This is a genomic window from Pseudomonas sp. AM14(2022), assembly GCF_036346455.1.
GTDB classification, from domain to species: domain Bacteria; phylum Pseudomonadota; class Gammaproteobacteria; order Pseudomonadales; family Pseudomonadaceae; genus Aquipseudomonas; species Aquipseudomonas putida_A.
Map to the genome: position 1 here is coordinate 411,094 of NZ_JAOTNY010000003.1, position 20,740 is coordinate 431,833.

The window sequence follows — 20,740 nt, forward strand, 5'->3', positions numbered from 1 at the left end:
CATGCGCGGCGCGGTGTTCCCTTGGCGTGACGGCAACCGGTTCGAACTGTTGATTGACGGCCCGCAATTCTTCCCGCGCATGCTGGTGGAAATTGCCCGCGCCGAGGAGCAGGTCGAACTGGAGTTGTATCTGGTGGAGGCGGGCGCTTGTGCCGAGGCCGTGGTTCAGGCGCTGGTCCAGGCCGCCGAGCGCGGCGTGCGGGTACGCTGCCTGTTCGATGACTACGGCAGCCTCGCGTTTACCCTGCACCTGCGTCAGCGTCTGACCAAGGCCGGGGTCGAACTGCGTTTCTACAATCGCCTGAACTGGCGGCGCTGGGTCGGCAACTTCTATCGTGATCACCGCAAATTGCTGCTGGTCGATCAGCGTCTGGCGGTGGTCGGTGGCACCGGTGTCACCGATGAGTTCTGGACGCCGGGGCAGGACAGCAGCGAATGGCACGAGGTGATGGTGGAAATCAGCGGCCCGCTGGTGCTCGACTGGCAAGTGCTGTTCGACCGCCAATGGATCGCCAACCGCCATCGCCGGGCGTGGAAACCGTCGGCGCATGTCGGCCTGCCTCGCTTGCCCAAGGTGCCGGACATGGGCGAGGGCATGGGCCGTGTGGCCTATGCCGATGCCCGTCAGCATCGCGACATTCTGCAGTCGCTATTTCGTGCACTGAACAGCGGGCAGAAGCGCATCTGGATGGCCACCCCGTATTTCCTGCCGACCTGGAAAATCCGCCGCTCGCTGCGCAAGGCTGCTGCTCGCGGTGTCGACGTCCGGCTACTGCTCACCGGGCCGCGCACCGATCACCCGTCGGTACGTTACGCCGGCCATCGCTACTACCCGCGCCTGCTCAAGGCCGGGGTGCAGATCTTCGAATACCAGCCGTGCTTCCTGCATCTGAAAATGGTCCTGGTGGACGAGTGGGTGAGTATCGGATCGTGCAACTTCGATCACTGGAACTTGCGTTTCAATCTGGAGGCGAATCTGGAGGCACTGGACCCGTCGTTGACGGCAGCGGTGGTGCAGAGTTTCGAGAAGGATTTCGGTCTGAGTCAGCAGGTCAGTCTGGAGGAGTGGCAGCGCCGGCCGTTGTGGCGGCGGGTGAAGCAGCGGGTTTGGGGCTGGGTGGATCGGTTGGTGGTCAATATCCTCGACAGACGCGGCTAGCAGCCACACACCAAAACCAAATGTAGGAGTGAGCCTGCTCGCGATGGCGTCGTGTCATTCAGCATTGATCTGGCTGATAGACCGCTATCGCGAGCAGGCTCACTCCTACAGGGGTTTATGTGTTGCCTGAATAATTACAGCAACTCAAAACTCTGCTGCGTCACATCCTGCGAATCCAGGCCGATCTGCACGTTGAACTTGCCAGGCTCGGCCGCGTACTTGAGCTGGGCGTTGTAGAACTTCAGGTCATCCTCGGTGATGGTGAAGTGCACGACTTTCTGTTCGCCGGCCTTGAGCATGACTTTCTGGAAGTTCTTCAGTTCTTTCACCGGGCGAATCATCGAACCGGCGACGTCCTGGATGTACAGCTGCACCACGGTTTCGCCGTCACGTTTGCCGGTATTTTTCAGGGTGACACTGGCATCGAGCTTGCCGGTCTTGTTCAGCGTGGTTGACGACAGCGCCATGTCGCTCAGCGTGAACTGGGTGTAGCTCAGGCCGTAACCGAACGGGAACAGGGGACCGGTGGTGTCATCGAAATACTGCGAGGTGTAGTTGCCCGGTTTGCCCGGCGTGAACGGCCGGCCAATGCTCAGGTGGTTGTAGTAGGTCGGGATCTGGCCCACGGAACGCGGGAAGGTCACCGGCAGTTTGCCCGACGGGTTGTAGTCGCCGAACAGCACGTCGGCGATCGCGTTACCGCCCTCGGTGCCGCTGAACCAGGTTTCCAGAATCGCATCAGCCGACTGGTTCTCTTCGAGGATGGTCAGCGGACGGCCGTTCATCAGCACCAGTACCAGCGGTTTGCCGGTGGCTTTCAGGGCACGGATCAGCTCGCGCTGATTTTCCGGGATGTTCAGGTCGGTGCGGCTGGAGGATTCGTGGGACATGCCACGGGATTCGCCCACAGCGGCGACGATCACGTCAGCGTCCTTGGCCGCTTTCACCGCTTCGTCGATCAGCACGTTGGCCGGGCGCGGATCATCGACCACTTCCGGGGCGTCGAAGTTGAGGAAGTTCAGGTAATCCAGCACCTTCTTGTCGCTGGTGATATTCGCGCCACGGGCGTAGATCAGATTCGCCTTGTCGCCGATCACCGAGCTCATGCCGTCGAACAGGGTCACCGATTGCGCCGGCTTACCGGCGGCGGCCCAACTGCCCATCATGTCGATCGGCGCCTTGGCCAATGGACCGACCAGCATGACTTTCGCGTCTTTCTTCAGCGGCAGGGTGTCGTTCTGGTTCTTCAGCAGCACCAGGCTGCGGCGTGCCACGTCACGGGCCTCGGCGCGGTGCAGACGGCTTTCGGCGTAGGTGTCGGCCGGATCATCCTCGGCCTTGCCGATGCGCAGGTACGGGTCCTTGAACAGGCCCATGTCGTACTTGGCGGCGAGCACTTCGCGCACGGCGTTGTCGATGTCTTTCTGCTCGATCTCGCCGGACTTGAGCAGCCCCGGCAGCTCTTTGCCGTACAGGGTGTCGTTCATGCTCATGTCGATGCCGGCCTTGATCGCCAGCTTCGCCGCTTCACGACCGTCGGCGGCCACGCCGTGCTTGATCAGCTCGAAGATCGCCCCGTGGTCGCTGACGGCCAGGCCCTTGAAGCCCCAGTCCTTGCGCAGCAGGTCGTTCATCAGCCAGGTGTTGGCGGTGGCCGGAATGCCGTTGATCGAGTTCAACGCCACCATCACCCCGCCGGCACCGGCGTCGATCGCCGCGCGGTACGGTGGCAGGTAGTCCTGGTACATCTTCACCGGGCTCATGTCGACGACGTTGTAGTCGCGCCCGCCCTCGACCGCGCCATACAGGGCGAAGTGCTTGACGCTGGCCATGATGCTGTCAGCCGCGCTCGGCGTGTCGCCCTGATAGGCCTTGACCATCACTTTGGCAATGCGCGAGGTCAGGTAGGTGTCTTCACCGAACCCTTCGGAGCTGCGGCCCCAGCGCGGATCGCGGGAGATGTCGACCATCGGCGCGAAGGTGATGTCGAGGCTGTCGGCCGCGGCTTCCTTGGCGGCAACGCGCCCGGACTGACCGATGGCGTCCATGTCCCAGCTCGATGCCAGGGCCAGCGGAATCGGGAAAATCGTACGGTGACCGTGGATCACGTCGTACGCAAAAAACATCGGAATCTTCAGGCGACTGCGCATCGCCGCGTCCTGCATCGGACGGTTTTCCGGGCGGGTGATCGAGTTGAACGTACCGCCGATGTTGCCCGCAGCGATCTCTTTGCGGATCAACTCACGGGGCATTTCCGGGCCGATGCTGATCAGGCGCAACTGGCCGATCTTTTCATCGAGGGTCATTTGTTTCATCAGATTGCTGATGAACGCGTCCTTGTTTTCCAGGGGTACCGGGGTCGTGGCGGCCAATACTTGATGACTGGCCAGGCTGACGAACAGGCCCAGCAAACACAGCTTCTTCATGAATATTTTTCTCAAGGGCCCAAGCGGCAATGCAATGCCGGCCAGCCAAAAGTTAGGGAGCGACTATTGTTGTTCGGGTGCAGGCTCAAAATGACCGAGCCAAAAACGCCCGCCGACACTCGGCTGCGTTTGCGCAGGGCCTCTTTTTAGCCCATCGGCCCGTTGCAATCCAGTGGCGCGGCCGATTATGCCCCAACCGCTGATGCAGAAGGTTTCACGGTCGGTTTTTTATGAAATATGCCAGGGAGCATCACTTTGATGAATGTCAGTCCAACCTACCGCTCGCGTCTGCAGGTCGCCACGCTGCTGGTGCTTGCCACTTTGTTGACCGCATGCGGCATCAACAATATCCCGACCCTCGATGAACAGGCCAAGGCGGCCTGGGGCCAGGTCCAGAACCAGTACCAGCGCCGTGCCGACCTGATCCCCAACCTGGTGGAGACCGTCAGAGGCTACGCCAAGCATGAGGAGGCGACCCTGACCGCCGTGGTCGAGGCGCGGGCCAAGGCGACGTCGATCCAGGTCGATGCCAGCACCCTCGACAATCCGGAAAAACTCAAGCAGTTCCAGCAGGCTCAGGATCAGTTGAGTGGCGCGCTCAGCCGTTTGATGGTGGTCTCCGAGCGTTATCCGGACCTGAAGGCCAACCAGAACTTCCTTGCCCTGCAATCGCAGCTCGAAGGCACGGAAAACCGGATTGCCGTGGCGCGGCGCGATTTCATTCTGGCGGTGCAGAAATACAACACCGAGATCCGCACGTTTCCCGGGCGCCTCTGGCACAGCGTGATGTACAGCGACCTGCCGATTCGCGAAACCTTCGAAGCCACCACCCCCGGTGCGGAAAAGGCCCCGGAAGTGAAGTTCTGATTCGAGGTTGCCCATGCGTGTGTTGAAGATAGGCCTGGTGCTGATGCTGTGGCTGTTCGCCGTCAGCGCCCGGGCCGAGTTGACGTTCCCGGCGCTGAGCGGGCGGGTGGTGGACGAGGCGCAGATGCTCGAGCCGTCGGTGCGCGCCCAGTTGAGCCAGCAATTGCAGGCTCACGAGCAGGCCACCGGCGAGCAACTGGTGGTGGTCACGGTGCCTGATCTGCAGGGCACCACCATCGAGGATTACGGCGTACAACTGGGCCGGCACTGGGGCATCGGCCAGAAAGACAAGAACAACGGCGCGCTGCTGATCGTCGCCCGGGACGAGCGCAAACTGCGCATTGAAGTCGGTTACGGGCTGGAAGATCGGCTGACCGATGCACAGAGTTCGGTGATCATTCATCAAGTGATCACCCCCGCGTTCAAGGCCGGCAATTTCAGCAAGGGCATCAGCGACGGCGTGGCGGCGATGCTGGTGGTGCTCGGCGGCAATCCGCTGGACGAACCGTCGACGGTGTACGAGTCGAGCGGCGATCCGCAGAGCGATTTTGTCTCGCGGCATCCGCTGTTGTTCGTTTTTCTGGTGGTGTTGTTCATCCTGACCGTGTTTGTCTGCCAGATGCTCGGTATCCTTCCCGCCGGCCGTGGCGGCTCCGGAGGCGGGGGCGGTTTCGGCGGTGGTGGATTTGGCGGTGGCGGTGGAGGCGGGGGCTTCAGCGGCGGCGGGGGCAGTTTCGGCGGCGGCGGTTCGTCCGGCGGCTGGTGAACACACAACAATAATGATCAGGCACTTTTCGACATGGCATTACTGACTGAACACGAACAACGCAAAGTCGCCGAGGCGATCGCCCGGGTCGAGCGCGATACCGACGCCGAACTGGTGACCGTGCTGGCGGCCCGCGCCGATGACTACGCGTACATCCCGCTGCTGTGGGCCAGCCTGCTGGCGCTGCTGGTGCCGGGCATCGTCCATTACCTGACCGGCTGGCTGACCATGCACAGCCTGTTGCTGGTGCAATGGGGCCTGTTCATCGTCCTGTGCCTGCTGTTTCGCCTGCCGAAAATCACCACTCATCTGATCCCGCGCCGCGTGCGTCACTGGCGCGCATCGAACCTGGCGCGGCGGCAGTTCCTCGAACAGAACCTGCACCACACCGTCGGCAGCACCGGGATGCTGATCTTTGTCTGCGAGGCCGAGCGCTACGTGGAGATTCTGGTGGACGAGGGGATTTCCCGGCGGCTGGACAACAAAAGCTGGGACGCGATCGTCGCCGCGTTCACCGAGCAGGTGCGGCAGGGGCGCACGCTCGAGGGCTTTGTCACCTGCATCGATGCCTGTGGGGAACTGCTCAAGGTGCACGTGCCGGTAACGCAGGTGAGGAATGAATTGCCCAATCGGTTGATTGTGTTGGGCTGAGTCTGGGTGCGGTTCTTTCCGGTCCCGCTGAACAAGGCCTGTCTGATACATATGGCCGGATTACGCCGAGCCAGTGTGGGAGCGGGCTTGCTCGCGAATACGGTCTGACATTCAACATCGATGTCGCCTGATACGCCGCTTTCGCGAGCAAGCCCGCTCCCACAGGGGCCAGGCAGTGCGCTGAGTTCTTGTGCCGTTGGGTAAATAAGAGCGTGTCCCCAAGCGCCATCCCCCCTAAAATACCTGCCATTCCCGATTTCGCCCGTCCGAGGCCGCTTTTCCATGTCCGTTACCGCCCCCTCCCTCAAGCCCGCGCCCGATCATCACGCCCAGTTCATCGAGCTGCTGCAAACCAGCCTCGAACACAACGGCTTCATCAAATTGGTGCTGGCCAAGTACGTGGGTGAAGAGGCGGATCTTCAGCGGATCATCATCAAAGCGGTGACGGTCAAGACGCAGCCAAACCTGTCGTTTGTCTATCGCTACAAGACCCGCGACATCACCAAGAATCTGCCGCTGAGCGAAGGCGTGGCGGTGATTGCCGAGCTATTGCCGGCCGCGTTCAAGAATGCGCATTTGCTGACCGTGACCGACGAAGCCCAGCTCGAATACAGCAAAAAGGGCAAGAGTTCACTGTTCAAGAGCAAACCTCAGCAATTGCGTGAAGCGCCGTCCGCCGAGCACAACCGTGAGAAAAACCGTTTTCTGGACTTGAGCCGACCGTTCCTCAAGGACCTGGGCGTGACCAACGCGCAGCACGAGCTGATCCCGGCGATGTCGCGCAAGTGGAAGCAGATCAACAAGTTCATCGAAGTCTTCAGCCACGCGCTGACCTCGTCACCGCTGGCGCTGGACAAACCGGTGCGGGTGGCGGACTTCGGCTCGGGCAAGGGTTACCTGACGTTCGCCATCCACGATTACCTGCGCAACACGCTCAAGGCCGAAGGCGAAGTCACCGGCGTCGAGCTGCGCGAAGAGATGGTCAACCTGTGCAACGCCGCCGCGGCGAAACTGGAGCACCCGGGGCTGGTGTTCAAGTGCGGTGACGTGCGCAGCGTGGCGCCGAGCGAACTGGACGTGATGATCGCCCTGCATGCCTGCGACATCGCCACCGACTACGCGATCCACACCGGCATCCGTTCCGGCGCGTCGATCATCATGTGCTCGCCGTGCTGCCACAAACAGATCCGCCTGCAGATCCAGAGTCCGGCGCTGCTCAAGCCGATGCTGCAATACGGTCTGCACCTGGGCCAACAGGCGGAAATGGTCACCGACAGCCTGCGTGCACTGTTCCTCGAAGCCTGCGGTTACGAGACCAAAGTGTTCGAATTCATCTCGCTGGAACACACCAACAAGAACAAGATGATTCTCGCGGTGAAACGCGCCGAGCCGGTGGACCCGGCTCAGTTGCTGGTGAAGATTCAGGAGCTCAAGGATTTCTACAACATCAGCGAGCACTGTCTGGAAACCCTGCTGCGCGCCGACGGCTTTCTCGCCTGACCTTGTGGGAGCGAGCCTGCTCGCGAACGCGGAGTGCCAGCCAAGGATGCTGCTGGCTGTTATGGCCCCTTCGCGAGCAGGCTCGCTCCCACATGGGGTTTGATGGCGGTCTTGCGCCCAAGCATCACCGTTGCGATGACCCCGCAGGCAAACACCCAGGTAATCGGCTCGACATGTTCACCAAAGAACAGCGCCGAAAACGCGATGGTGAAGAAGATCTGCAGCAACTGGATCTGACTGACCCGCGCGATCCCGCCCATCGCCAACCCGGCGTACCAGGCGAAGAAGCCGAGAAACTGCGAAAACAGTGCCACGTAGCCGAACGCCCACCAGGCCTTGGCTGACACTGCACCGTGATGTTGCAGCGCCAGATACAAGACTGGCCCGATCAGCAGCGGCGTCGACAGCACCAGCGCCCAGCAGATCACCTGCCAGCCGCCCATTTCCCTGGCCAACCGGCCACCCTCGGCATACCCCAGACCGCCGACGGCAATTGCGCCGAGCATCAACAAGTCACCGGCCTGAATGCTCCCGGCGCCGGTGTACAACGCGTAGCCGAGCACCAGCGCACTGCCCAGTGCGGCGCAGGCCCAGAAGGCTTTCGACGGGCGTTCATGGGACAGCCAGGCGGCATACAGCGCCACGCACAGCGGCTGCAAACCGTTGACCAGGGCGCCGTGGGACGCCGGTAAGGTCTGCATGGCCCACGCCGACAGCACCGGGAAGCCGAGAATCACCCCGGCGATCACCAGGCTCAGGCCTTTGATCTGCTGCCAGCTCGGCCACTTCTCGCGTCGCCATAACAACAACGCTGCCGCGGGAATCGCCGCGAACAGCGCGCGGCCGAGGCCGTTGAGCAGCGGATGCAGTTCCTGCACCACAATCCGGGTGAAGGGCAGGGTGAGGCTGAAAATCACAACCCCGAGCAGGCCGAGGGCCATGCCGGTGTTTTCGCGCGAGGACATGTGAGTGACCAGAATTGAAGGTGACAGGAAGGTGGCTTCATCTAGCCATGAACCGGGCGGGTCGGGCTGTTACAGCTAGGCACAGACTTAGGCGTACAGTTTGCGGACGCTATCGCGAGCAGGCTCACTCCTACAATTGGAATGCATTCCCCTGTAGGAGTGAGCCTGCTCGCGAAGAACGATAACGCGGTCTTCGAGGTAGTAGCCGGTTGTTACCCGCCCCAACCGATAAGGTCTACCTTGAATACTCCTGCAAGCCCATTCCCAGAGGAGTCCTCCCCATGGCCGCGAAAAAAATCCTGATGCTGGTCGGCGATTACGTCGAAGACTACGAAGTGATGGTGCCGTTCCAGGCCCTGCAAATGGTCGGTCACACTGTGCACGCCGTGTGCCCGGACAAGGTTGCGGGCAAGACTGTGCGCACCGCGATCCATGACTTCGAAGGCGACCAGACTTACAGCGAGAAACCGGGTCACCTGTTTGCCCTCAACTTTGATTTCGCCAAGGTCGCCGAGGCCGATTACGACGCGCTGCTGATCCCCGGGGGACGAGCGCCGGAATACCTGCGCCTGAACGAAAAAGTCCTGGAGCTGGTGCGCGCCTTCGACAAGGCTGGCAAGCCGATTGCCGCTGTCTGCCACGGTGCGCAGTTGCTCGCGGCGGCGGGCGTTCTGGAAGGTCGCGAATGCAGCGCCTATCCGGCCTGCGCCCCGGAAGTGCGCCTGGCCGGTGGCACGTTCATCGATATCCCGGTGACCGACGGCCACGTTCAGGGCAATCTGGCGACTGCGCCAGCCTGGCCGGCGCATCCGAACTGGCTGGCCGGTTTCCTCGGCCTGCTCGGCACCAAGATCACCCTGTAACGAGGATTCGCCGATGTGCGAGCTCTACGTCAAGGCCGACCCGATTCTCTACGAATCCCGCTCGCGCTCGCTGCGCATCTGCGGCGTGGTGACGACGCTGCGCCTGGAAAACCAGTTCTGGGACATCCTCAGCGAAATCGCCGAAGTCGATGGCATGACCACCAATCAACTGATCGCCAAGCTGTATGAAGAGGTGATGGATTATCGCGGCGAGGTGGTGAATTTTGCCTCGTTCCTGCGGGTGAGTTGCACGCGGTATCTGAGTCAGCGGCGGGTGATGGAGCCGCAGTTGTCGGTGGTGCGAGCAGTGGTGAAATAGCTGATTGCGAGTCGCCCCCTTCGCGAGCAAGCCCGCTCCCACATTGATTGCCGAGTGCTCACCTATTTTTGTGATCACTGGAGATCTACTGTGGGAGCGGGCTTGCTCGCGAAGAGGCCATTACAGGCGACAGAAGTCATGGGCTGGTCTTTACTCATTGGCGCAAAACCTTTCAACCGCCAAGGAGAAACGAGCATGTCCGGATGGTACGAAGTGAGCAAAAGCAGCAACGGCCAGTTCAGGTTTGTGCTGAAGGCCGCCAACGCTGAAACCATTCTCACCAGCGAGCTCTATACCACCCGCGCGGCTGCCGACAACGGCATTGCTTCGGTGCAGAGCAACAGCCCGCTGGATGAACGCTACGAGAAAAAGACCACCAAGGATGGTCATCCTTACTTCAACCTCAAGGCCGCCAACCAGCAGATCATCGGCAGCAGTGAGTCCTATTCCAACGACGCCGCGTGTGCCAAAGGTATCGCCAGCGTCAAGGCCAATGGGCCGAGCAAAGTGATCAAGGACAAGACCTTGCCGGTGCTGTGAAGAACACAGAAGAGCAAAAATGTGGGAGCGGGCTTGCTCGCGAAGGCGGTGGATCAGTCAATGGAGATGTCGACTGACACGACGCCTTCGCGAGCAAGCCCGCTCCCACATTGGGTTTGTGTGTCAGCGCAGGGTCTTGAGGATCGCTTTTAGCTGAGCTTGCCCTGCTTCGCTCAGCGGGAACACCGGTAGTCGTGGAGCGCCGACTTCCAGCCCGGTTTCGCGCAATCCGGCCTTGATCGTCGCCGGCAAACCGCCCTTGAGAATGAAGTCCAGCAGCGGCAACTGGCGATAGAACAACTCCCGTGCCCGTTCCAGATCACCGGCCAGCGCAGCCGCATACAGATCCAGATTCAGCTGCGGGATCAGGTTCGGCGCGGCGGTGCACCAACCCTTGGCGCCGGCGGCAAACGCTTCCAGCGCCAGCGGATTGCAGCCGTTGTAGAACGGCACCTGACCGTCGCCGAGCAATTGCAGCTTGTGCATGCGCTGAATGTCGCCGGTGCTCTCCTTGACCATGGTCACGTTTTCCACGCCATTGACGATGCGCAGAATCAGCTCCACCGACATGTCAGTGCCGCTGGTGGCCGGGTTGTTGTAGAGCATGATCGGCACGCTGATGCTGTCGCCGATGGCGCGGTAGTGCGCGAGGATTTCCGCTTCAGTGAGCTTCCAGTACGACGCCGGCAGCACCATCACCACGTCGGCGCCGTGGGCTTCAGCGAAGCGTGCGCGGCGTACGGCTTTGGCGGTGGTCAGGTCGGACACGCTGACGATGGTCGGCACCCGTTTGCCCACGTGCTTGATGCTGAACTCGGCGACCTGATCCCACTCGGCGTCGCTGAGGTAAGCGCCTTCGCCGGTGCTGCCGAGCGGGGCGATGGCATGGACGCCGCTGTCGATCAGACGATCGATCGATTGGCCGAGCGCCGGCAGATCGAGGCCTTCGCCGTGGGTGCCGAACGGGGTGATGGTGTAGCCGATGATGCCGTGAATATTGGACATGATGAGTCTCCGGAAAAAGCTGAAATCAGTTCAGGCAATCGGCGTGTTGGCGCAGGTTCTGCCGGGCGTAGTAGTTGAAGGCGGCGGCGTGGCGTTTGGGTTTCGACACCCAGTCATGGGCCTCGCGCCCCAGCGCCGGAATGATCGGTTTGATCGTGCCGGCGGCCATCGCCAGCAGCTGCAGTTTGGCGGCGCGCTCGATCAGTTGGGCGATGACACAGGCTTCTTCGATCGTGCTGCCGGTCGACAGTTGGCCGTGGTGCGACAGTAGAATCGCGCGCTTGTCGCCCAGTGCACCGGCAATCAGTTCGCCCTCTTCGTTACCCACCGGCACGCCCGGCCAGCCTTCGAGAAACGCGCAGTCGTCGTACAGCGGGCACAGGTCCATGTGGGAAATCTGCAGCGGCACCTCCAGCATCGACAGCGCGGCAATGTGCGTCGGGTGCGTGTGGATGATGCAGTTCACGTCCGGCCGGGCGCGGTAGACCCAGCTGTGGAAACGGTTGGCCGGGTTGGCCATGCCGTGGCCTTCGAGCACTTCCAGATCTTCGTTGACCAGCAGCAGATTGCTCGCGGTGATTTCATCGAAACCCAGGCCCAGTTGCTGAGTGTAATAGGTCCCCGGTTGTGGGCCGCGAGCGGTGATCTGCCCGGCCAGACCGGAGTCATGACCGCTCTCGAACAGGATCCGGCAGGTCAGCGCCAGCTTTTGCCGGTCAGTCCACGTATTATCCGCCAGCGTGTTTTGCATCTGGGTCAGCGCTTGCTTGACCAGTTGCTCTTTGGGTAGTGCTAATGTCTTGGCCATGTCTGTGTCCTTTGGGTGATTGCAAATGACACTAAAGAGCCTATATGACACAAAGTGTCATAAGCAAGCATCAATCGTCGTTTCCTTGATGGAATAACTGCTGCGCATGTCTATCCGTTTGAAATTGTTGAGAAAAAAACTTGGCGTGACACTTGAGGCGCTGGCGGAAAAATCCGGCATGACCAAGAGTTATCTGTCGAAGGTCGAGCGCGGGCTGAACACCCCGTCGATTGCGGCCGCGCTGAAACTGGCGAAGGCGCTGAACGTGAAGGTCGAGGAATTGTTCTCCGAAGACAACGTCAGCCTCGACAGCTACAGCCTGGTACGCAACCACGAACGCCAGTCACTGGCGGCCAACGATCAGAGCCCGGGGTATGCGGTGCTGGCGCATCAGGTCAGCGAGCGCAACCTGCTGCCGTTCATCATCTACCCGCCGCGCGAATTCACCGACAAGACCTTCAAGGAGCACTTGGGCGAGGAGTTTCTGTTCGTCCACGAAGGGCAGGTGGAAGTGGATTTCATGAACGAGCGGGTGCTGCTCGAACGTGGCGATGCGCTGCACTTCAATGCGCAGAAGCCGCACCGGATCAGATCGGTGGGCGAGGTGCAGGCGCAGTTGCTGGTGGTGGTGCACAGCAGCGAAGAATGAGCCGCCAGAAAAAGCTTCGCAAGCAAGCCCGCTCCCACATTTAGAATGCATTCCCCCTGTGGGAGCGGGCTTGCTCGCGAAAGCGTCAGTCCGGTTTACATCAAACCTCGACCGGCACCGACAACTTCGGATTACCCAACGCATGCGTCTTCGCATCAAAAAACCGCAACTCAATCCCGGTGCCCTCGAACACCTTCGCGTAATGCCGCTTCTGGTGCTGAATGAACGCCGCACTGCGCGGATAAATCGAGATCGCCACGCTCGCCGGTTTCGCCAGACGCAGCGCCCTGACGATGTGAGCATCCTGCTCGCCCAAGGCATGACCGAAGATGCACAGGTTCTGCGCGTGGCCCAATAACTGCTCATAGCAGAACGACAGATAATCCGAGCTGCGAATGGTCTTGAGCTTGTCTGCGCTCGGCCCTTCGTTGACGAACAGCGGCACGTCGTCGAGCGTCTTGATTGTGTTGTTGATCGCGAAACTGCCGAGCAGGGTGCCCTCGGTCGAGGTCAGTTTGCGCGCGGTGCCGTCCTGATTGCGCACCAGGTGCAGACCGCCATGCAGATACAACAGACGCGGTTTGGCGCTGCTGCTTGCGCTCAGATCGAAACTGGCGTCGGGACCGTTGAACAGGTCGTCGATCGCCTCGCTGCGGTGCTGGATCGCCCAGTAGCTGAGCAGGTCGTAATTGGTGGTGAACACCGTGCGATACCGCGCCAGTTCTTCATTGAGCGTGGCCAGGGTCGAGGCCTGCACCAGGCGCCATGGAATGTGCACCGCGTGCACGGTGTTGATCAGCGCTTCCTTGATCGCATAGTAGCGATTGCGCGGTGCGGCCGAGCTGACGGCCAACGCCTTGTTGACCCGGCTGGTGGTTTTCAGCGCGCCGAGTACCTGCTCGAAGCTGCGCGTCTGCATCGCGTCGAACACGCTCAGTTCCGACGGGCTCAGCGGTTTCTCTTCCACGGTGCGCGCGTTTTCGAACAGCGAGTCGTAGCCGAAATCGTCCCACACCGCGCGACTGGCGCCATTGCCCACCAGCAGGCCGTTGAAGTCGGCGGTGGCGCGCAGGGCGCTCCAGTCTTCGAGGGTGGCATCGACGTCCAGAAAATCGGTCATTGCGTGGGCAGTCTCAAAACAAAGGGCGGATGGACGGCGACTTTATCACGAGCGGGCATTGAGCCAGATCAACATCGGTGGTGACCGATCAGTCGATCCTGTGCACATCCGCCGTATCGGAGCAGTCGATTCGGCCCCAGTCAGGAGACGCGCATGAGCAGCACCTTTTTCATTCCGGCCGTAAACATCATGGGCAACGGATGCCTCGACGAAGCCATGGTTGCGATCCGCAACTACGGTTTTCGCAAGGCGCTGATCGTCACCGACGCGGGGCTGGCCAAGGCTGGCGTGGCGACCATGCTTGCCGAAAAACTGGCGATGCAGGACATCGATTCGATGATCTTCGACGGCGCCAAACCGAATCCGAGCATTGCCAATGTCGAGGCCGGGTTGGCGCTGCTCAAGGACAGTCGCTGCGATTTCGTGGTGTCGCTGGGCGGCGGTTCGCCCCATGACTGCGCCAAGGGCATTGCCCTGTGTGCGACCAACGGCGGGCAGATCCGCGACTACGAAGGCGTTGATCAATCGAGCAAGCCGCAATTGCCGCTGATCGCCATCAACACCACCGCCGGCACCGCCAGCGAGATGACCCGTTTCTGCATCATCACCGACGAATCGCGCCACGTGAAAATGGCCATCGTCGACCGCAACGTCACGCCGCTGCTGTCGGTCAACGACCCGGCGCTGATGGTCGCCATGCCGAAAAGCCTGACGGCCGCCACCGGCATGGACGCGCTGACCCACGCCATCGAAGCCTACGTTTCGACTGCGGCCAACCCGATCACCGACGCCTGCGCGCTGAAGGCCATGACCCTGATCAGCAACAACCTGCGCCTGGCCGTGCGTGACGGCAGCGACCTCGCGGCGCGGGAAAACATGGCTTACGCGCAGTTCCTCGCCGGCATGGCGTTCAACAACGCATCGCTTGGCTACGTGCACGCCATGGCCCACCAGTTGGGCGGTTTCTACGACTTGCCCCATGGCGTGTGCAACGCCGTGCTGCTGCCGCATGTGCAGACCTTCAACGCGTTGATCTGTGCCGAACGCCTGACTGACGTCGCTCACGCCATGGGTGCGGACATCCGTGGTTTCAGCCCGGAAGAGGGCGCTCAGGCGGCGATCAACGCGATCCGTTGTCTGGCCAAGGACGTCGAGATTCCGGGTGGCCTGCGTGAACTCGGCGCCAAGCTCAGCGACATCCCCGTGCTTGCCACCAACGCGCTGAAAGATGCATGCGGCCTGACCAACCCACGGGCGGCGGATCAGCGGCAGATCGAGGAGATTTTCCGTAACGCGTTTTGAGATGCGCCGTCCTGATATTTTTTAGCCGAACTCACCGGCCCTTTCGCGAGCAAGCCCGCTCCCACAGTTGAAATGCGATCAACTGTGGGAGCGAGCCTGCTCGCGAAGACTGACTCGTCAACACCACAAAACCATGAGCTCTCAGATCAGCCAACCGCCGCCACATTCCGCTCAAACACCCCACCAAACTGAATCAACACCACCCCGCCAATCAGCAGCAACGCGCCCAACACCCGCGATGCCGTCAGCTGTTTCTCCACCAGCCCAAACAACCCGAAGTGATCCAGCAGCATCGACGCAATCACCTGGCCGGCCAAGGCCAGCGCAACAAACCCCGACGCGCCGAGCTTCGGTAGCAACATCACCGCCAGCGCCACAAAGCACACGCCGAACGCACCGCCAGCCCACATCCACAACGGCGCCTTGCTGATAAAACCCAGCGACGGCAGCGGCAGGCGCAACGCCAGAATCACCGGCAACAGCACCAAAGCACTCACCAGCAATGAGGCCAAGGTTGCCCATAGCGGATGGCCAAGCCCCCGCGCCAGATTGCTGTTGATCGCACTTTGAAACGGCACCACCGCCCCGGCAAACGCGGCCAGCAGCAAAAAGCCAACCCACTGCAACGTACTCATGCTCACTCTCCAACAGGTTTTGCTGGACTCTAGGGTATTCGTCGCGCAGATTTAAATTCCGTTTTGTCATCCAGAACATGCACAAGATGAATGATCTACGCCGTATCGATCTAAACCTGCTGGTGGTCCTCGATGCTTTGCTCAGCGAGCAACACGTCACCCGCGCTGCCGAGCGGCTGCACCTGAGTCAACCGGCGGTCAGCCATGCGCTGGCGCGGCTGCGCGACTTGCTCGGCGATCCGCTGCTGGTGCGCGCCGGTTCGACGCTGGTGCCTACGGCGCGGGCGCTGGAACTGGTTGCGCCACTGGCCGAAGCGTTGGCCCAGGTGCAATCGCTGTTGGCGCCGAACACGTTCGATCCGGCCACTGCGCGGCGAACCTTTCGTGTGGCGATGTCCGACTACGGCGCGGCCATCATCCTGCCCGGGCTGATCCGCATCTTGCGCCGAGAGGCCCCGGGCATCGACCTGCAGATCAGCCATGCGAGCCGCGAGGGCATGCTGGAGGGTGTGCTCAACGGTGACATCGATTTGGCCGCCGGGGTGTTCCCGGAAATGCCCAACGAGTTGCGCAGCAGCGTGCTGTTCGAAGAGCGCTACGTCTGCCTGCTGGATCGCCGCAGCTTGCCGGCCGACGGCGTACTGGATTTGCCGACCTACCTGTCGCGCCCGCATGTTCTGCTGGAAATGCGCGGCAGCGGCACCCCGGAAATCGAACGGGCGCTGACTTCATTGCGCGAACGCCGCCGCGTCGCCATCAGCCTGCCGCACTGGAACGTCGCCCCCGAGTTGATCAGCGGTACGGATCTGATTCTCACGGTGTCGTCGCGCAGCGTGTGCGAGATTGATCAGCAGGAATTGATTGTGCTGCCGCCACCGTTCGAGATTGCGCCGTTCACGTTTGTGCTGGCGTGGCATAAGCGCCGGGGTGGGGATCAGGCGTTGAACTGGTTGAATCGCATGATTGAGGAGGGGATAGTGCGCGGCTGAAAACGTTATCAAGGAGTGGGATGTGCCAGTGAAGTCTGGATGGATCGGCTGGGTGGCCCTGAGTGGGTGGTTGATGGCGGGGCAGGTGTTGGCTGGTTGCGTGCCAACACCGATGGCAGGAGATCTGGATCTTTCTGTCTGCAAGGAGTGGCCTGCATATCCAGGATTAACCATCAACGCCACTGCACAGTTTAAGCGCGGATCCCCATCTGATGACCCAGAAGCGCTGAGTACCTACGATTTCGACTTGTCCGTTCTGGACACCGCTCAATCGAAACCCATTGCGACTTATTACAAAGCGGCTGCATTTGTATTGGATGGCGTCAGTTTGCGAGAAATAACGCTCGATACGGCTCGCTACACACTGACTACCGATCTTCGTGCCTTTGGCGTACGTGCGTTATCCACTAATGGATCCCGGATCAATCCGATGGAAGAAAACCTGCTTTCGCTCTACGTGAAAGAGGGCGAAAAATTGCGCCCGGTATTGGATAAATTAGTGGTTTATCGGTATGGCGGCGAGTGGGATGGTGACTGCGAAGGCGAGCGATATGAGATTTCAAGAACGGTAGAAATCGCTAAAACGAGCTCTCACGGCTATGCAGATCTGATTGTCAAAACCTTGGAGAAAGACACAACAAGTTTGGGGACGGGAGACGCATGTAAAACTAAAACCACTGACAACAAACCCGTTTTGACAACATTGCACTACGACGGAAAATCATACGTTTTGCCAAACGGTTTCCAAGGCCTGTAACCCGCCAGCCAGACACGACACTTATCAAGGAAGAACCATGCTTAACCCCACCAGACTCCTGATCGCCTTCGGTTTGCTGGCCATCACCACCCAAGCCCACGCCGCCTGCACCACCAAGAGTTTCGACGGCAAATCCATGTCACGCTGCAACGTCTGGCCGGCGTTCCCGAGTCAGGCGATTTCGGTCAAATCCACCTATCTGGCCGATTCTGGTGGTGACGATGCCGGGGCGTTCGATCTGGACCTGGCGCTCCTCAATGCCAGCAACGCCAAACCCATCGCCACCTACCGTAAGCCGGGCGCCTACAACTCTGATGCCGTGCGTCTGGATGATGTGCGCATCGACACGGCGCGCTACCGTTTGACGCCGGATATCCGCGCTTTTGGGCTGCGAGCCAAGTTCGTCCACAGTTCCCATGCCATTCCCTACGAGAAAACCGATCTGGTGCTGTATGTGCGCGAGGGCGACGAGTTACGTCCGGTGCTTGAAGGCCTGGTGGTCTTCAAGGACAACGGTGAGTTCGTGAATGACTGCGAGGGCTACAGCAAAAAAATCCGCCGGACCCTCGAGATCGCTCCAACGAGCCACAATGGTTTCGCCGATCTGATCGTCACCACCACCGGCAGTAAAATGAAAAACACCAAGTCCGGCAATCAGTGCGTATCGAACACCACCGAGCTGAAGAAAAAGCAGATCACCCTGACGTACGATGGCCAGCAGTACAACGTTCCTGAAGACTTCAGAGGTTACTGACCCCATGCTTACCGGCCTCAACCACCTGACCCTCGCCGTCAGTGATTTGCCCCGCAGCCTGGCGTTCTATCGCGATGTATTGAGTCTACGCGTCGAAGCCACATGGGATGCCGGTGCCTACCTTTCGCTGCCGGGGCTGTGGTTGTGTCTGTCGCTGGAGGCGCAGCGCACCACCGAGCCGTCCGTCGACTACATCATTACGCGTTCAGCCTCGCCGAGGCAGATTTTCCGTTGTTTGTGCAGACGCTAAAAGCGGCGAATGTGAAGGAATGGCGCGACAACCGCAGCGAAGGTGCGTCGTTCTACTTTCTTGACCCTGATGGCCACAAGCTTGAGGTTCACGTCGGTGATCTGGCTTCGCGACTGGCAGCCTGTCGGTTGAAACCGTACACGGGCATGCGTTTTTACGACGCGTCGTGATCAGACACATTGGGCTGATATAGACTGGCCATCATTTGTACTGGCGCCAGCAGGTTTTCCATGACTCCATCGCTGCTAATGGCCGTTCTGGCCTCGGGTTTCATATACGGCATCACGCCCGGGCCGGGTGTTCTGGCGGTGTTCGGCATCGGTGCGGCGCATGGGCGACGGGCCGGGGCCGGGTTTCTCTGTGGGCATCTGCTTGGCGATGTGGTTTGGTGCAGCACCGCGCTGATCGCCATCGTCGGTGCCCGCGAGATCGGCAGCACCGCGTTCGATGTGCTGGGTGTGCTCAGCGGTTTGTACCTGTTCTGGCTCGGCTGGCGTGCAGTGCGGGCCCAGCGGCGCAGCGCTGATCAGCCACAGGGCGCAGCGCGTCAGCCGTTCTGGCACGGCATCCTGTTCGGCCTGACCAATCCCAAGGCGTACCCGGTGGCGGTGGCGACATTTACCGCGCTGCTGTCGAGCCGCGCCGAACTGCTCAACTGGTCGATGCTGCCAGGGCTGATCGCCCTGAGCTTTCTCGGCGGATTGCTGGCTTACGCTATCTTGATCGGCGTTGTCGGCGCCCGACGGGTGCGCACGCTGTATCAGCGCCACGAGCTGATGATCACGCGTTTGTGTGGCGTGATGTTCATCGGTTTTGCGATCAACGCACTGATGCACGCACTACCGGGATTGCTGCCGAACAAGGCTTGAAGTTGTGTGCAGGGATGCGTGAACAAAGGGTCAGGGATGGTTGAACAGTGCTGCATTGTCCGGACACCCACGCTGAACCATGGAAAGCCGAAATTCCGCGCCGTTGGCGAGTTATATGGACCTGTTGCTCGATGCCGTCTGCGCGGTGGACAGGCAGGGCCGTTTCGTTTTTGTCAGTGCTGCCTGCGAGCGTATTTTTGGTTATACGCCTGACGAGTTGATCGGCCGGTCGATGATCGAACTGGTGCATCCCGCAGACCGCCAGCGCACCTTGGCCGCCGCCCACGACATCATGGGCGGCGAACCCAAGCACAACTTTGAAAACCGTTACGTGCGCAAGGATGGCCGCATCGTCAACATCCTCTGGTCGGCGCGCTGGTCGGAGGTCGATCAACTGCGCATCGCCGTGGCCCGCGACATCACCGAGCGCAAGCAGGCGGAATCGCGTCAGGCTGCGCTGTATGCGATTTCCGAAGCGGCGCATGTCGCCGAAGACTTGCTGGCGCTGTTCAAGCGCATCCACCTGATCATCGGTGAGTGGCTGCCGGCGCTGAATTTCTCCGTGGCGCTGTACGACGAGCACTGTGCGCAGCTGAATTTTCCTTATCACGTCGACGATCACGAATTGCAGCCCGAGCAACCGGGCACCGTCACCGGGCGTTTGTGTGCGCAGGTCATCCGCAGCGGTCAGCCGATTCTGCTGACGCCGGACAGCCCCGACGCCTCGCCCGACTTCGCGGCGCTGGTGGCGGGGCAGGACTCACCGTGCTGGCTCGGTGTGCCGCTGAATTCGAAGAACGGCACCATCGGTGCGCTGATCGTCAAAAGCCTGCCGGGCGGCGAGCGTTACACCGAGCAGGACAAGGAACTGCTGCAATACGTCTGCGCCCAGGTCGCCACCGCCATCGAGCGCCAGCAGTTGCACGCGCGGCTCAAACGCATGGCGCAGTACGATCAACTGACCCAGTTGCCCAATCGCGGGTTGCTCAAAGACCGCCTCAAGGCTGCGCTGGCCGCTGCCCGTGATACCTCGGGAAACATGGCGCTGCTGTACGTCGATCTGGATCGCTTCAAACAGGTCAACGACACCTTTGGCCATGCGGTCGGCGACATGCTGCTGCAAACGGTGGCGAGTCGGCTCAAGGGCTGCGTACGCGACACCGATACCGTGGCGCGCATCGGTGGCGACGAATTCGTGGTGCTGTTGCACAGCGTTCACGCCGCTGAAGACGCCGACAGCGTGGCCGGAAAAATCCGCCAGGTGCTGGTGCAGCCGATGCGCCTGGACGGTCACAACCTGCATATCGAACCGAGCATCGGCGTGGCCCGTTATCCCGAACATGGCAGTGAGGAGCAACAATTGTTCCGGCATGCCGACCAAGCGATGTACGCCGCCAAACGCCTCAATCATCGGGCGGTGGATAGCTGAAACAGTGTGCGCCGTTCGTCGCGGCGCGGGCAACTTTTCTAAACCTTTGGCAGTCCGGCAATTCTCAATCTAGGCGGGCATCTGCTCGCCAACGATCAACACCAAGAGGAAGAGAAT

At 60.8% G+C, this 20,740-nt stretch carries 21 protein-coding genes and 1 pseudogene; 16 read left to right on the forward strand and 6 right to left on the reverse strand.

What is annotated here, in order from left to right; all coding sequences use genetic code 11:
* The first annotated feature begins 1 nt into the window (after position 1).
* Positions 2-1,159, forward strand: a complete 1,158-nt coding sequence (locus V3W27_RS08710; protein ID WP_096797057.1) for a phospholipase D-like domain-containing protein — start codon at positions 2-4, stop codon at positions 1,157-1,159.
* 134 nt (positions 1,160-1,293) lie between these two features.
* Here V3W27_RS08710 and bglX read toward each other — a convergent pair whose 3' ends face one another.
* On the reverse strand, positions 1,294-3,585 hold the full coding sequence (gene bglX / locus V3W27_RS08715) for a beta-glucosidase BglX (RefSeq protein ID WP_139055284.1): 2,292 nt from the start codon (positions 3,583-3,585) through the stop codon (positions 1,294-1,296).
* A gap of 258 nt (positions 3,586-3,843) precedes the next feature.
* Here bglX and V3W27_RS08720 point away from each other — a divergent pair, with 258 nt between their 5' ends.
* The 4 genes from V3W27_RS08720 to V3W27_RS08735 all read left to right on the forward strand — a co-directional run bounded on the left by V3W27_RS08720 (position 3,844) and on the right by V3W27_RS08735 (position 7,369).
* Complete coding sequence (locus tag V3W27_RS08720; RefSeq protein WP_007963199.1) at positions 3,844-4,452, forward strand: LemA family protein; 609 nt, start codon at positions 3,844-3,846, stop codon at positions 4,450-4,452.
* Positions 4,453-4,465: 13 nt separating this feature from the next.
* Positions 4,466-5,218 (forward strand): TPM domain-containing protein, encoded by a 753-nt coding sequence (locus tag V3W27_RS08725; protein WP_097086621.1) that lies wholly within the window; start codon positions 4,466-4,468, stop codon positions 5,216-5,218.
* 33 nt (positions 5,219-5,251) lie between these two features.
* Positions 5,252-5,869 carry a TPM domain-containing protein gene (locus tag V3W27_RS08730; RefSeq protein WP_330206392.1) on the forward strand — a complete coding sequence of 206 codons (618 nt, stop codon included), beginning with the start codon at positions 5,252-5,254 and terminating at the stop codon, positions 5,867-5,869.
* A 282-nt stretch (positions 5,870-6,151) separates the two neighbouring features.
* Positions 6,152-7,369 (forward strand): class I SAM-dependent methyltransferase, encoded by a 1,218-nt coding sequence (locus tag V3W27_RS08735; RefSeq protein WP_330206393.1) that lies wholly within the window; start codon positions 6,152-6,154, stop codon positions 7,367-7,369.
* Positions 7,370-7,428: 59 nt separating this feature from the next.
* Here V3W27_RS08735 and V3W27_RS08740 read toward each other — a convergent pair whose 3' ends face one another.
* Complete coding sequence (locus V3W27_RS08740; RefSeq protein WP_330206394.1) at positions 7,429-8,334, reverse strand: DMT family transporter; 906 nt, start codon at positions 8,332-8,334, stop codon at positions 7,429-7,431.
* Positions 8,335-8,615: 281 nt separating this feature from the next.
* Here V3W27_RS08740 and V3W27_RS08745 point away from each other — a divergent pair, with 281 nt between their 5' ends.
* The 3 genes from V3W27_RS08745 (at position 8,616) to V3W27_RS08755 (ending at position 10,056) form a co-directional block, all read left to right on the forward strand.
* The gene (locus V3W27_RS08745; protein ID WP_064586386.1) at positions 8,616-9,197 is read left to right on the forward strand and encodes a DJ-1/PfpI family protein; all 582 of its coding nucleotides are present in this window, start codon (positions 8,616-8,618) and stop codon (positions 9,195-9,197) included.
* Positions 9,198-9,210: 13 nt separating this feature from the next.
* The gene (locus V3W27_RS08750) at positions 9,211-9,516 is read left to right on the forward strand and encodes a ribbon-helix-helix domain-containing protein (RefSeq protein ID WP_202369457.1); all 306 of its coding nucleotides are present in this window, start codon (positions 9,211-9,213) and stop codon (positions 9,514-9,516) included.
* A gap of 195 nt (positions 9,517-9,711) precedes the next feature.
* Positions 9,712-10,056, forward strand: a complete 345-nt coding sequence (locus V3W27_RS08755) for a YegP family protein (RefSeq protein WP_330206395.1) — start codon at positions 9,712-9,714, stop codon at positions 10,054-10,056.
* Between the two features lie 123 nt (positions 10,057-10,179).
* Here the strand turns inward: V3W27_RS08755 and V3W27_RS08760 are convergent, their stop codons facing one another.
* Together V3W27_RS08760 and V3W27_RS08765 are read right to left on the reverse strand one after the other, a co-directional pair.
* Positions 10,180-11,064, reverse strand: a complete 885-nt coding sequence (locus tag V3W27_RS08760; RefSeq protein WP_330206457.1) for a dihydrodipicolinate synthase family protein — start codon at positions 11,062-11,064, stop codon at positions 10,180-10,182.
* Between the two features lie 22 nt (positions 11,065-11,086).
* A complete protein-coding gene (locus V3W27_RS08765) occupies positions 11,087-11,869 on the reverse strand; it encodes an aldolase (protein WP_103368249.1) in 783 nt (260 codons plus the stop codon).
* A 106-nt stretch (positions 11,870-11,975) separates the two neighbouring features.
* Here V3W27_RS08765 and V3W27_RS08770 point away from each other — a divergent pair, with 106 nt between their 5' ends.
* The gene (locus V3W27_RS08770; RefSeq protein ID WP_330206396.1) at positions 11,976-12,518 is read left to right on the forward strand and encodes a helix-turn-helix domain-containing protein; all 543 of its coding nucleotides are present in this window, start codon (positions 11,976-11,978) and stop codon (positions 12,516-12,518) included.
* Between the two features lie 100 nt (positions 12,519-12,618).
* Here the strand turns inward: V3W27_RS08770 and V3W27_RS08775 are convergent, their stop codons facing one another.
* Entirely contained in the window at positions 12,619-13,638 is a 1,020-nt protein-coding gene (locus tag V3W27_RS08775) for a DUF4917 family protein (protein WP_330206397.1), read from the reverse strand.
* Between the two features lie 153 nt (positions 13,639-13,791).
* On the opposite strand from V3W27_RS08775, the gene yiaY reads away from it, so the two are divergent.
* On the forward strand, positions 13,792-14,940 hold the full coding sequence (gene yiaY / locus V3W27_RS08780) for an L-threonine dehydrogenase (protein ID WP_330206398.1): 1,149 nt from the start codon (positions 13,792-13,794) through the stop codon (positions 14,938-14,940).
* 146 nt (positions 14,941-15,086) lie between these two features.
* Here yiaY and V3W27_RS08785 read toward each other — a convergent pair whose 3' ends face one another.
* Positions 15,087-15,575, reverse strand: a complete 489-nt coding sequence (locus V3W27_RS08785) for a DMT family transporter (protein ID WP_330206399.1) — start codon at positions 15,573-15,575, stop codon at positions 15,087-15,089.
* Between the two features lie 77 nt (positions 15,576-15,652).
* On the opposite strand from V3W27_RS08785, the gene V3W27_RS08790 reads away from it, so the two are divergent.
* From V3W27_RS08790 to V3W27_RS08815, 6 genes and pseudogenes are all read left to right on the forward strand, one after another.
* Positions 15,653-16,564 (forward strand): LysR substrate-binding domain-containing protein, encoded by a 912-nt coding sequence (locus tag V3W27_RS08790; RefSeq protein WP_330206400.1) that lies wholly within the window; start codon positions 15,653-15,655, stop codon positions 16,562-16,564.
* Positions 16,565-16,586: 22 nt separating this feature from the next.
* Positions 16,587-17,321: a hypothetical protein gene (locus V3W27_RS08795; protein ID WP_330206401.1), complete on the forward strand. Its 735-nt coding sequence runs from the start codon at positions 16,587-16,589 to the stop codon at positions 17,319-17,321.
* A gap of 37 nt (positions 17,322-17,358) precedes the next feature.
* Positions 17,359-18,075 carry a hypothetical protein gene (locus tag V3W27_RS08800; RefSeq protein WP_330206402.1) on the forward strand — a complete coding sequence of 239 codons (717 nt, stop codon included), beginning with the start codon at positions 17,359-17,361 and terminating at the stop codon, positions 18,073-18,075.
* 4 nt (positions 18,076-18,079) lie between these two features.
* A pseudogene (gene fos / locus V3W27_RS08805) lies at positions 18,080-18,495 on the forward strand (fosfomycin resistance glutathione transferase).
* A gap of 60 nt (positions 18,496-18,555) precedes the next feature.
* The gene (locus V3W27_RS08810; RefSeq protein ID WP_097086642.1) at positions 18,556-19,194 is read left to right on the forward strand and encodes a LysE family translocator; all 639 of its coding nucleotides are present in this window, start codon (positions 18,556-18,558) and stop codon (positions 19,192-19,194) included.
* 79 nt (positions 19,195-19,273) lie between these two features.
* Positions 19,274-20,623 carry a sensor domain-containing protein gene (locus V3W27_RS08815; RefSeq protein WP_330206403.1) on the forward strand — a complete coding sequence of 450 codons (1,350 nt, stop codon included), beginning with the start codon at positions 19,274-19,276 and terminating at the stop codon, positions 20,621-20,623.
* The last annotated feature ends 117 nt before the right edge of the window (positions 20,624-20,740 follow it).